This window comes from Mesorhizobium sp. M1403 (assembly GCF_040317695.1).
Lineage (GTDB): Bacteria > Pseudomonadota > Alphaproteobacteria > Rhizobiales > Rhizobiaceae > Mesorhizobium.
In genome coordinates, this window is sequence record NZ_JAMYKY010000056.1 from 1 (window position 1) to 11,944 (window position 11,944).

The window sequence follows — 11,944 nt, forward strand, 5'->3', positions numbered from 1 at the left end:
GCGGAGTGTTGCGGATTGCGCGATCCAAGGACCGGTCCGTCCAACAACCAACAAGTTGCGCGGAAGCCATCTCAAAAACGGTCCAGGCTGTGCGTCGTCAGGATGGTAGCCAAACCAGCGAAACAGCCAATCAGGTGTCCCTTCCTTCGACCTTTAGAGACTGAGCAGTCAGCTGCCGCCAAGCGAGAATGACGATCGCTCTCACTGCTGCGGCGCTGGTATCGGTGTGCCGCCAAACCAACCAGCCGCATACGCAATCACGACCAATACCACGATCACGGCTACCACGCCGTACCAGAGGCGCCTGTCCTTGAGATCCATCGTTACCTCCTGCCCGCTACGTGTTGGCCACTGGGCGAATTCCTTGAGCCTTTGGCCGTCATTTCCCAGATGAGCGACCCATTTGCCCTCTGGTAGGCACACAGTAGGCTGGATAAGGGGTCTTTGAGAAGCGCGCAATACGACCGCGCCGGCATGATCGCCAGCGGCTGCGACCGGCGGCGGCAGGCGTGCTCGACGAGTGGCGTTGCGGCATGGATGTCAAAAGATCGGCGATGCCATCCATCGCCTGTGTGATCGATGCGGCGCGCGTTATCCTGATCTTCCAGCACGGCTCCGCGCAGCCGCACCCCTCATTAGACCGTTTCGAGACGGCCGAACCGAACTGGGATGAGTTTGCGAGTCTTCAGTTGCCCTGCCGCATCCTTGTCGATGACCGTCAGAAACTGTGCATTTTCAGATCCCAAAGGCAGAACCAAGCGTCCTCCCGGCTTGAGTTGCTTCAGTAAAGCCGGCGGTGTCCGCTCAGCCGCCACCGTGACCAGGACCTTGTCGAATGGGGCGTGCTCAGGCCAGCCGCGAGACCCGTCTCCGACACGAATGCCGACATTGGAGAAGCCGAGACCCTGCAGGAGAGCCTCGGCATGGCTTGCGAATTCCTCGATGATTTCGACGCTCCAAACTTGCCCGGCAAGGTCCGCGAGGATTGCGGTTTGGTAGCCTAGGCCGGTGCCGATCTCGAGCACTACCTCGTGCGGTTGCGGCGCAAGGAGATCGGTCATGAGAGCAACGATGAAGGGCTGCGAGACGGTTTTATCAAAGCCGATCGGCAGCGGCATGTCTTGGTAGGCATAAGGCGCAACTGATGCTGGCACGAAGAGATGCCGCGGTATCCGCCTCATCGCCGCCAATACCCGCTCATCGAGCGCCGCCTTGCCAAGTTCTTCGCTTGCAAGATCGGTGTGAATTGCAATCATCTCGACCATGTGCCTGCGTAGAACCGCGAGATGCTCTTCGTTCATCGGCTTCATGACGGTGGGGCGCTCCTCAACCAGTCTGCTGCCTCATAGCCTTATACCCTGTTCGTCTTGTCACAGTAACCATGTCGTCGAGAACGCGGCTTCGGTTGGGGCGGGTTGTACCGCCCTGCTATTTCGTCGCCGTCCTTGGTGCTCTCCCGTTCCTCGCACCGGGGTGGAACGGCGTGCGCATCAGAAGCTCGCCAGCCAGGCGACAACATCGATATAGCGGATCGCCAGCCAATTGAGCACCAATAGGCCGAAGGCCAAAACGACGCCGAACCCTGCGCTGTCGTTCACCGGCTCCATCCCGTGCTGATCGTGCGTGATCTGGCGATTGACGATGGCCGAACCTGGGCGAGCCAGCAGCGCGATTCGCGCTGCAGGCCGGCCATACGATAATCAGCGTTAGCCCGCGTGGCGCTGCTGAGAAGAACCGGAATTTCGTGATGGCTTGCCGCCGCCATTGGCGCGGCACTGGGGGACTGGCTGTCCTTCTGGATCGGCAAACGGCTTGGAAAGCGGGTTTCGCACTATTGGCCCCTCTCCTGTTCTTCGAGCGGTGGGGGGTCGCCGGCGCTTCTTCGGTCCCTTGCGTGCATCCGTACCCATGGTGGCGGGCATCTGCGCGATGCCCGCTCTGACGTTTCAGTTTGCCAATATCGCTTCGGCTCGCCGGAGTTCGTAGCCGACGTTGCACGGTTTTTCGACGTCACGAGAGGACACGTCTTGCTCGCCGGTCCCAAGACGATCGCGAGCGTTCCGGATTTTGCTCGCGCGGATCGGGAACTTGTCGTCGTTCGCTCCAGTATGGATCCCGAGGACACGCTCAAGCGCTTTGCCGGCCGTGTCGTCTTCATCGGCGGCGGTCCACCGGTCTGGGACGCCTACGCGCGCTTCGTCAGCCACTGGGATGTCACGCGGCTGCCCTATGACGGGCCGGCGGACCGCTGGTTCGATGCAAGATGGCTTACGGGGGGTGGCGAAGTTGCCAGAAATCACCGCGACCAATGAAGGCTCGGCTCGTATCGATCTGGGATTATTTAGACCACCTCGCGACCCAAGTTCCAGACCGCATTTTATGCAACTTTACATCGAACACAGAACCGACAGCGGTGCAGCTTGCAATTATTTCGCCGAACGGCGTCACACGGTGATGGTCGTGCAGCACCAGCCCGCGCACAAAACGATCGCGGACTCCTTCCTGCAACTGGTGCAATCCCCGAAAGTCCTGCGGAACCGTTTGCGGAGGCCTTCACCTCGATACCGACGACCCGACCGCGTCGATCCTCGATCACGACGCCGACCTCGTCCTGATCCTTGGTCCGGTAGTGTGAGAAAGACACCCGTCGCTCTGACCACCATGCGAGCTTCAGGAATTCCGACACCACGAACCTCTCGAGCAAAGCACCGAACCGCGATCGGTCCTACGTTCTTCGTCTACGGCCGCTCACAAGATTGTCAACAATCTGATAAAGTTTTGTTGACAGGTGATTGATTTGAGCCTTCACTCACAAAAATCCGCGTATCGGTCGAGTTCTGTCGCAACAATGCGCGGCCTCCAAAGGGGAAAGAACAATGATCAACAGACGTTCAATAATCACATCCGCGGCGCGCGGCGCCGTCTCCGCGCTGGCAATCATGGCCGGCGGCACAATAGCGGTGCACGCCGCCAACAAGGAACTCAAGATCGGCTTTGTCGGCGTGACGAGTGGCGCGGCCGCTGCGTGGGGCACATCCAACGTCCGCTCGATGCAGACGCGCGCCGCCTGGATCAACGAAACCGGCGGTGTGAAGATTGGTGACGAGACCTATGACGTCAAAATCGTCACCTTCGACGACCAGAAGGACCCGAAGCGGGCGATCGCCGGCATGGAGAAGATGGCCCAGGAGGGCATCCACTATGTCGTCGGTCCGAATGTCGACGACGGCGCGGCGGCGGTGCGTCCCGTGGCAGAATCCAAGGGCATCATCTATTTTCCCTACGCATTCCCGAAGGAACTCTACACCCCGCCGGCATCCAACGCCGTGCTCGGCATGATCGCCAACTACCAGTCGGCTCCGGCGATCTACAAATATCTCATGGAAAACAGGGGCGTGAAAAAAGTTGCCTTTGTCGCCGCCAACGAATCCGATCCGCTGAGCCAGCGGGATGGCGGTGTTGCCGCGGCAAAGGCGCTCGGGCTCGAGGTTGTGGCTGCCACGGATGTCTACCAAAACGATACCCGCGATTTCACGCCGGTACTGACGCCGATCGTTTTGCAAAAACCGGACCTGCTGGTGCTTTCGGGCGTCGCGCCGGGCAATGCGCCGCTGCTGATCCGCGCCGCGCGCGAGCTCGGCTACGAAGGCCTGATCTCCACCGAAACGGCGCAGGATGCCAAGGTGTTGGAAGAGGGCGCGGGCGAGTTGGCCAACGGCTTCATCTCGGTCGGCGGCGCATCGACGCCCGAAATCGCGTCCGACACGATGAAGGAGTTCGTCGAACGCTATACGAAAATGTTCGGCGAATACAATGACGAGTCCAACACCAAGGTCTACGCGCTCGAATACATCATCGAGACGCTGAAGGCGAACCCGGCCGCGATCGACAATGTCGAGGAGTTCAAGAAGACGATCGACACTTTCTCGGCGCCCAATCCCTATCTGAAGGACGATGCCAAGCTGACCTATGTCGGAATGACGTCGTTTGGCCAGAAGCGCCAGCTTTCGGTCCCGATGGTGGTCACGGAATACCGCGACGGCAAGTTCGAGACGCTCTTCGTCGCTCAAGTCGATTGACGCAACTGCACTGAAGCGGATTGCCGCAGAGACTCGAGCATTCGTCTTCAGCCTCTGAACGGCCGGAACCATCCTGATGGAACAAGTCATCGCCAACGGGCTTTATCTTGGCGCGCAATACGCCTTGATCGCGCTCGGTCTGACCCTGATCTTCGCGCTAATGAACGTGCTTAACTTTGCCCATGGGCAGATGTACGTTCTCGGCGGCTTCGTCACCTACACCGTCTATGGCCAGCTCGGCATGCCTTTCGTCGTCGCGCTCGTCGCGTCCGGGGTCACGCTGCTGGTCATTGGAGCGCTTGTCGAGAAATTCCTTTTCAGGACGGTGATTAAGCGAAGCGTGCGGGAGGAAAGTACGATGCTTCTCGCGGCGGCGGTCGCATTCTTCCTCGACGCCGTGATCCTCCTCTTGTTCGGCGAAAAGCAGCGCGGCGTGCCGAAGATCGTCAAAGGCGTCTTCGTCTCCGACAGCCTCATAATGCCTTACGACCGGCTGCTGGTCGGCGCACTCGCCATACTGTTCATCGCCTCCTTCGTGCTTTTCATGCAGTACAGCAAGCCGGGACGCGCCATGCGGGCGCTGGCGCAGGACCGGGTCGCGGCGCAGCTGATGGGCGTCGAGGTCGACCGCTATTCGATGATCGGCTTTGCGCTCGGCGCCATGCTTGCCGGCATAGTCGGGGGGCTGCTGGTCGCCATCACCGGCGTCAATTCGGGCATCGGCGGGCCGATCTCGATCAAGGCGTTCTTGATGGTGATGATCGGCGGGGCCGGCGTGGTCAGCGGAGCGATCGCCGGCGGCTTCATCCTCGGCATGATGGAATCGGTGGGCCTGACGGTGCTACGCCAATATGGCGACGTCACTTATCTCGTCATCTTCGCCGCGCTGATGGTGTTCCTGAGCATCCGCCCGAACGGGCTCATGGGCAAGCCGTGGGGATGATGGACATGAAGCGTACACGCAACATCCTCGTCGTCGCTGTCTTCCTGCTGGTCGTACTCGTCGGCGTGCCCTGGCTGATTGAGGCGACCGGTCGGCTCGACCTCTACTACACGCTGACCTCGGTCGCGCTGCTCAGCATCGCCAGCGCCGGGGTGTGGGTGACTTTCTACATCGGCCGCATCAATATCGGCCAGGGCGCCTTCGCGCTTATGGGCGGCTATGTTTCGGCCATTCTTGTCGTCCAGTATGGTGTGTCGTTCTGGCTGACACTGCCGCTGGCTGGGCTATTCTGCGCCGCTGCAAGCGTGCTGATCGGACTGCCCATCCTCAGGCTTCGCGGCGTCTATTTCGCCATGGTCACGCTGGTTTTGACCGAAGTGGCGCGGCTGCTCGCGCTGGCGCTGCCGATCACCAACGGAGCCAAGGGCATGGTCAGCATTCCGCTCCCCGGCGGCATCTCGATCTTCGGGCTGACCATCCTTCCAGATTTCGCGACGCTCGCCAATCCGCGTCCCGCCTTCTATCTGGTGTCGGTTGTGCTGATGGTGCTGTGCTTTGCGGCGCTCTACCGCCTAGTCCATTCGCGCATTGGCAAACTCTGCCAGTCGTTGCAGCAGAACGAGGAACTGGCCTCCTCGATCGGCGTCAACATCGCCTATCTGCGCGTTATCGCCTACGCCTTCTCCTCATTCCTCGGCGGTCTCGGCGGTGCGATGTTCGTCGCCATCTCGCAGTCGATCTATCCGTCGAGCTTCACCGTCACCGACTCGGTGAACTTCATGCTGAACTGCTTCCTCGGCGGGCTCGGCCACGTCTTCGGGCCGATGATCGGCACCTTCGTGCTCTATTTCGGCTGGGATTTCCTGTTCGAGACCGGCGAGTTCCAGTTGCTGATCTTCTCTTCGGTGCTGATCGCGCTGATGCTGTTCCTTCCCAACGGCCTGCTCAGCCTCAGGCTGTTCGGCAAGAAGCAGGGCTAGGACCATGACTGAGCTTCTCCAGATCAAGGCCGTGAACAAACGCTTCGGCGGGCTGGTCGCGGTCAACAATGTTTCCTTCGCGGTCCGCGAACGCGAAATCCTCTCCGTCATCGGCCCCAACGGCGCCGGCAAGTCGACGCTGTTCAAGTTGATTTCCTCTTTCCTCAATCCGACCTCGGGCGAAGTGCTATTCCGGGAAGAGCGGATTTCAGGCCTGGCGCCGCATATCGTCGCCCGGAAGGGCGTGGTGCGCACGTTCCAGGAGACGACGATCTTCAAGGGCATGACGGTGCGCGACAATGTCATCATCGCGCATCACCTGCGTTCCAATGCCAGCCTTGCCGGCTTCTATCTCGGCACGAACACCGCACGGCGCGACGAGGATGAATTCGGCCGCTCGGCCGACGAGATCATCGACTTCCTCGATCTCGGCGCGCAACGGCATGAGATCGCCAGCACGCTGCCGCACGGCCATCTGCGCGCGCTCGGGATTGCCATCGGGCTCGCTACCAACCCGACCGTGCTTCTGCTCGACGAGCCCTTCGCCGGTATGAACCATGACGAAACCGTGCGCGCGGTGGAGATGGTGCGCGGCGTGCGGAAGCGCGGCGTGACTGTCCTGCTGGTCGAGCACGATATGCCCGCCGTCATGAACATTTCCGACCGCATCGTCGTCCTGAACTTCGGTGTGAAAATCGCCGAGGGAACGCCGAAGGAAATCCAGGAGAACGAAAAGGTCATCGAGGCCTATCTCGGCGTCGAAGATGAGACGATCGGATTTTAGCCATGAGCGAACTGCTGAAAGTCTCCGACATCGAACTCTACTACGACCATGTCTATGCACTGAAGGGCGTGTCGCTCAACGTCAACGAGGGCGAGACCGTCGCGCTGATCGGCGCGAACGGCGCGGGCAAATCCTCGATCCTGCGCGCCATCACCGGCCTGAAGAAAGTCCGCAGCGGCGAGATTCATTTCCGGGGCCACCGCATCGACGGAACGCGCCCGGACGAGCTGGTCAGGATGGGCATCGCCATGGTGCCGGAGGGTCGGCGCGTCTTTTCCTACATGACGGTGCGCGACAATCTGATGATGGGCGCCTTCACCCGCACCGACAAGGCCGAAATCGCCAGGACGCTGGACATGGTGCTCGCGCGCTTTCCGCGCCTGAAGGAACGCTATTCCCAGACGGCGGGCACGATGAGCGGCGGCGAACAGCAGATGCTGGTGATCGGGCGGGCGCTGATGGCCAAACCGAAGCTTCTGCTGCTCGATGAACCCTCGCTCGGCGTCGCGCCGAAGCTCGTCCAGGACATCGCCCGCTCCATCGTGGCGATCAATCGCGACGAAAAGGTCAGCGTTCTCTTGGTCGAGCAGAATTCGCGCATGGCGCTGCGCATCTCGCAGCGCGCCTACGCACTGACGACCGGAAAGATCGCGCTGGCCGGACATTCGGCTGAGCTGCTTGGCGACGACCGGGTCAAGAAACTCTATCTCGGCGGCGAAATATGAAAGCGCAAATGGACATACTCGTCGTCAATCCCAACACCACTGCGTCCATGACCGAAAAGATCAGCGAGGCGGCGCGAGGCGCGGCTTCGGCCGGCACCAGGATCATCGCCGTCAATCCGAAGGACGGGCCGCCGAGCGTCGAAGGCTATTTCGACGAGGTCTTCGCCATCCCGGGAATGATCGGCGAGATCCAGAGATATCCGGCGGCGAGCGCCTGCGTCATCGCCTGCTTCGACGACACCGGCCTCGACGCAGTACGCTGCGTCGGCGAGATGCCGGTGGTCGGCATCGGCGAAGCGGCGTTTCACATGGCGAGCCTAATTGCCGGCAAGTTCAGCGTGGTGACGACGCTGTCGCGTTCGGTGCCGGCGATCGAGCACAATCTGGTGCGCTACGGCCTCGCCAGCCGCTGCGCTAGGGTGCGGGCAAGCGACGTTCCCGTTCTGGAGCTCGAAGTGCCCGGCTCCAACGCCCGCCATCGAATTTCGGAGGAGATCGAGCGCGCCATCCGCGACGACCGGGCCGAAGCGATTGTGCTGGGATGCGCCGGCATGGCCGACCTCGCCGCCGCGCTCAGCCGCGAACATGGCCTTCCTGTGCTCGACGGCGTCGCCTGCGCGGTACAACTCTGCGAGAGCCTCGTCAGCCTTGGCCTGTCGACCTCGAAGCGCGGCGGCTACCAGGTTCCACTCGAAAAGTCCTTCGCCGGAATCTTTGCGTCCTTTTCGCCCTCCGGCCGTGTATCCTGATGCGTGCAAAATTGTTGACATTCCCACACAGGATGTTCGATGTCCGGCCGGAAACGCGGTGTTCGCGCCGCTATGCGATCCGGCCGCCGGGACAATGAGACGATGGACCTGCTTGGACCAAAGACACGGGATGGCGACAAGCCGACGATGCGCTGGTTTCCGGTCTATGCCGGCCTGCGCGACGCCATCGTCAGCCACCGCCTCGCACCGGGCACAAAGCTGCCCGAGGACGAGCTCGCCTCGATCTATTCGGTGAGCCGCGCGGTGATACGCGCGGCGCTGCAGGCGCTGTCGCATGACCGCTTGGCTCGGCTCGAGCCGAACCGCGGCGCGTTCGTCGCCCAGCCGACCAAGCAGGAAGCGCGCGAGGTGTTCGAAGCGCGAGCGCTGATCGAGCCCAAGGTCGCGGCGCTTGCCGCCGAAGTGGCAAAGCCGGCCGAGATCGCGCAACTGCGGCTTCATCTCGAAAAAGAGCACGAGGCCCTGCATGCCGGCCGCGACAGCGACGCCATAATGCTGTCGGCAAAATTCCATGTCGGCATCGCTGAAATCGCCGGCCATTCGATCCTGACCGGCTTCGTCAAGGACCTGTTGTCGCGGTCGTCGCTGATCATCGCGCTCTACTGGCGCCGCCGCGACACCACCTGCGAAAGCCACGCCCATCACGCCCTCGTTGATTCCATCGAAAAGCACGACGCAAAAAACGCGTCCGACCTGATGCAAAGTCATCTCATCGACCTTCTGTCGGGCCTTGATCTGTCGCTTGGCGAGAAGAAGCCCGAGAGCCTGTCGGACATCTTGCGCTGATCTCCGCTGTCAAACTCTTCGCCGGAGTTCGCCTATGTCCGCACGTGCTGGGCGTGATCGAAGCAATGCATAGCATGCATCGGTCCATGAGGACTGCTTCTTCGTTCCTGCCGTCATAACAGTAGCGCTCGTTGAGTCCGCGGCGCTGCCCTCCAGCTTCAGCTACTCCTGCTGCCGCACAACGGACGGGCAATGCGCCGATCAGAGCTTGAGGCACGCAGTCGCAGCAATACGACCTGATGCGATCGGTCGATGGCCCTCGCGAGAGGCCAGTTCCAGACTGTCTGTTTATGCGACTTTGGAAGCACAAAAGGGGAACATCTAGCGGCTTATGTGTTTTCGACGTCAACAGCCTCTGGCGGTCAGATCGGCGATCGACCGGCATTGTGAATGCCTGGAAGGGGCCGGAACCGGACTGTCAGCTTTCAAGATGACTGGACAAGATAGCCGGCCCTTGCGTCCAGCCTCGTCTGACCGCTGTGCGCCAGAAGCGACCTTTCGGACCACCGGGGCGAATGGACGACCTCCTGGCTTTGGCCGGGCGGGCTCGTCAGGGCGCCGCGATAGGTGTACAATTTTAGCCATGTTGGGTCCGGGGCCGGATGATGATCGTCCCTCCATTGAACCGGAAACTGCTGGCGATCCTTGCAGCGGATATGGTCGGCTATTCAACGGCGATCGAAATTGACGAAGCTGGCACCATCGGACGCCTGAGAGCTATCCGGGCCGACGTAACCGATACGGCGATCGCTCTGCACCAGGGTCGAATTGTCAAACTATTAGGAGATGGCGCACTTGTCGTCTTCGACAGCGTGGTCGATGCGGTAATCTGCGCAGCCGAAATTCAAAAAGCTGTGGCCGTTCGCAATGGTGGACTGCCGGAGCATGAGCGGATTGTGTTCCGCATCGGGATAAATCTTGGCGATGTGGCGCTCGTGGATGGCGATGTGTATGGCGACGGCGTCAATATCGCCGCTCGGTTGCAGCAACTCGCTGACCCGGGCGGCGTGATCGTATCGGGCACGGCCTTTGACCATCTGCAGGGCAAGCTTGATTGGCCCCTCGATTTCGCTGGCGAGCAGCAAGTCAAGAATATCAATCGCCCCGTGCGGATGTACCGGCTGAGGCTCGATGGCAAGCCGGCGCGCCGCCCGCTTCTCGGAATGATGCCGCGCTGGGCCAGGACGGCTGCGGCGGCCATCGTGGTGCTGGCTCTGGCGGGTGGAGGGACATGGTGGGTCTTTCAGCCTGCGCCACTGGGGGCCAAGCCGTCGATCGCGGTGCTGCCCTTCAATAATTATGGCGGCGACGAGGCCACCGGGCGTTTGGCCGATGGCCTCACCGAAGACATCATCACCGATCTCGCGCAGTTTCCCGAACTCGACGTCGTGGCACGCAATTCGACGCAAGCGTACAAAGGCAAGTCGCTGGATGTCCGCCAGGTCGCGAGTGCGCTCGACGTCGGCTATGTGCTGGAAGGCTCGATCCAGCGCCTGGGCGGTCGGCTGCGGATCACCGCGCAGCTGATCGATGCAAAAACCGGCAACCATCTGTGGTCGGAGCGATGGGACCGGCCTGCTGAAGACGTATTCGCCGTTCAAACCGAGATCGCCGAGCAGGTCACCAACCGCCTCGGCAACGGCGTGGGGCTGATTCAAGGCGCGGGGCGGGCTGCAGCGAAGCGTAAACGGCCGGACAACTTGACTGTCTATGATTACTACCTGCTCGGAACCGAAAGGATTGAAAAGATTACCGTAGCGGATGAGGAGGAGGCCATCAGGCTGCTCAACCTCGCTGTCGAGCTGGACCCGGGGTTCGCCCGCGCCTGGGTGGAACTTTATCATGCTCATAACATATTGGCTGGCTTCGGTATCAATCCCGAGAGCGAGATCAAGGCGGCTGCCGATGTAGCCGAACGCGCGGTGCGGCTCGATCCGAGCGACGCCGAGGCGCACGCCGTTTTTGGCATGAGCCTCAAAGACAAGGGCGACAACGCCCGCGCCAAGGTCGAGCTGGACACGGCCCTCCGCCTCGCTCCGGGTTCGGCCGAAATCCTGACATTCTATTCCGGCTTTGCGGCAGGCTTCGACGAACCCGAACGCGGCGCTCAGTTGGTCGACCAAGTTATACGGCTCGACCCGAATTACCCGATGTGGGCAACTGCTTTCTACTCCACTGCCTATTTTATGGCTGGTCGCTATGAGGACGCCTTGAAGATGCTGGAGCGCAAGACGCCCGATAACTACGGCAAAGGGGGTTGGGTGGTGCGTAGCAGCTCCTTTGCGGCTCTGGGTCGAATCGATGAGGCGAATGCTTCGGTCCGGGAAACCCTCAAACGGTATCCGGACCTGACCGTCGAGGGCATGGTCAATGAATTCAGCTTGAGCAAGACGGAGCGCGGTCGTTTCATCGAGACAATGCCGCTAGCCGGCTTCCCGGCGTGCGCCAAGACCGGGTCGCTGGCAAAACTCGCCAAACCTGTGCGGCTGCCGGAATGCGAGGCGGGGGAGGCGCAGCCTCTCGGGCAGCCATAGAACAAGCTCGGCGCAAAAGGGAGACGTGAGCCGCGAATCGCCCCGGCACTGGCGGGCGCTGTCGCCGAAGGTTGGAGGCGATGACACATATGGTTGTGACGCCGCGCGAGGCTCCCGCTAGCGAACGAAGAACTCAGGGTCAAACGCTCAAGTGAGTATCCCTACGGTGGAAGCCGGCTGAGCAAGTGATTTTCTGAGCAGTGGCGATTATGTCAGGAATGGGCCGACAACGGATCGGCAGCTTCGAGCCCGTGGATATGGCGGGTTCAACCGATCGCTGCAACACACTCAGCGAACTTCTCCGCTGGGGTCTGATAGAGCAAGGTCTTTCTGGGGCGTTCGT

10 protein-coding genes and 1 pseudogene are annotated in these 11,944 nt (G+C 61.2%); 9 read left to right on the top strand and 2 right to left on the bottom strand.

Annotated features, from left to right (window positions below; genetic code table 11):
• Positions 1-635: 635 nt before the first annotated feature.
• The gene (locus NKH01_RS34165) at positions 636-1,310 is read right to left on the bottom strand and encodes a protein-L-isoaspartate(D-aspartate) O-methyltransferase (RefSeq protein ID WP_353024638.1); all 675 of its coding nucleotides are present in this window, start codon (positions 1,308-1,310) and stop codon (positions 636-638) included.
• 663 nt (positions 1,311-1,973) lie between these two features.
• Here NKH01_RS34165 and NKH01_RS34170 point away from each other — a divergent pair.
• A pseudogene (locus NKH01_RS34170) lies at positions 1,974-2,312 on the top strand (diacylglycerol kinase); the annotation flags it as partial.
• 65 nt (positions 2,313-2,377) lie between these two features.
• On the opposite strand, the gene NKH01_RS34175 reads toward NKH01_RS34170, so the two are convergent.
• Positions 2,378-2,689: a DUF4143 domain-containing protein gene (locus NKH01_RS34175; protein WP_352484977.1), complete on the bottom strand. Its 312-nt coding sequence runs from the start codon at positions 2,687-2,689 to the stop codon at positions 2,378-2,380.
• A 187-nt stretch (positions 2,690-2,876) separates the two neighbouring features.
• Here NKH01_RS34175 and NKH01_RS34180 point away from each other — a divergent pair, with 187 nt between their 5' ends.
• The 8 genes from NKH01_RS34180 to NKH01_RS34215 all read left to right on the top strand — a co-directional run bounded on the left by NKH01_RS34180 (position 2,877) and on the right by NKH01_RS34215 (position 11,601).
• Positions 2,877-4,079 carry an ABC transporter substrate-binding protein gene (locus NKH01_RS34180; RefSeq protein WP_031195079.1) on the top strand — a complete coding sequence of 401 codons (1,203 nt, stop codon included), beginning with the start codon at positions 2,877-2,879 and terminating at the stop codon, positions 4,077-4,079.
• A gap of 76 nt (positions 4,080-4,155) precedes the next feature.
• Complete coding sequence (locus NKH01_RS34185) at positions 4,156-5,022, top strand: branched-chain amino acid ABC transporter permease (RefSeq protein WP_023722333.1); 867 nt, start codon at positions 4,156-4,158, stop codon at positions 5,020-5,022.
• Positions 5,023-5,027: 5 nt separating this feature from the next.
• Positions 5,028-6,002: a branched-chain amino acid ABC transporter permease gene (locus NKH01_RS34190; RefSeq protein WP_352484978.1), complete on the top strand. Its 975-nt coding sequence runs from the start codon at positions 5,028-5,030 to the stop codon at positions 6,000-6,002.
• A 4-nt stretch (positions 6,003-6,006) separates the two neighbouring features.
• Positions 6,007-6,786 (top strand): ABC transporter ATP-binding protein, encoded by a 780-nt coding sequence (locus NKH01_RS34195; RefSeq protein ID WP_352484979.1) that lies wholly within the window; start codon positions 6,007-6,009, stop codon positions 6,784-6,786.
• Between the two features lie 2 nt (positions 6,787-6,788).
• A complete protein-coding gene (locus NKH01_RS34200; protein WP_023722330.1) occupies positions 6,789-7,511 on the top strand; it encodes an ABC transporter ATP-binding protein in 723 nt (240 codons plus the stop codon).
• 8 nt (positions 7,512-7,519) lie between these two features.
• On the top strand, positions 7,520-8,260 hold the full coding sequence (locus tag NKH01_RS34205; RefSeq protein WP_352484980.1) for an aspartate/glutamate racemase family protein: 741 nt from the start codon (positions 7,520-7,522) through the stop codon (positions 8,258-8,260).
• 102 nt (positions 8,261-8,362) lie between these two features.
• The gene (locus NKH01_RS34210; protein ID WP_023722328.1) at positions 8,363-9,067 is read left to right on the top strand and encodes a GntR family transcriptional regulator; all 705 of its coding nucleotides are present in this window, start codon (positions 8,363-8,365) and stop codon (positions 9,065-9,067) included.
• A 605-nt stretch (positions 9,068-9,672) separates the two neighbouring features.
• Positions 9,673-11,601, top strand: coding sequence for an adenylate/guanylate cyclase domain-containing protein (locus NKH01_RS34215; RefSeq protein ID WP_352484987.1), 1,929 nt, complete (start codon positions 9,673-9,675; stop codon positions 11,599-11,601).
• Positions 11,602-11,944 lie beyond the last annotated feature (343 nt).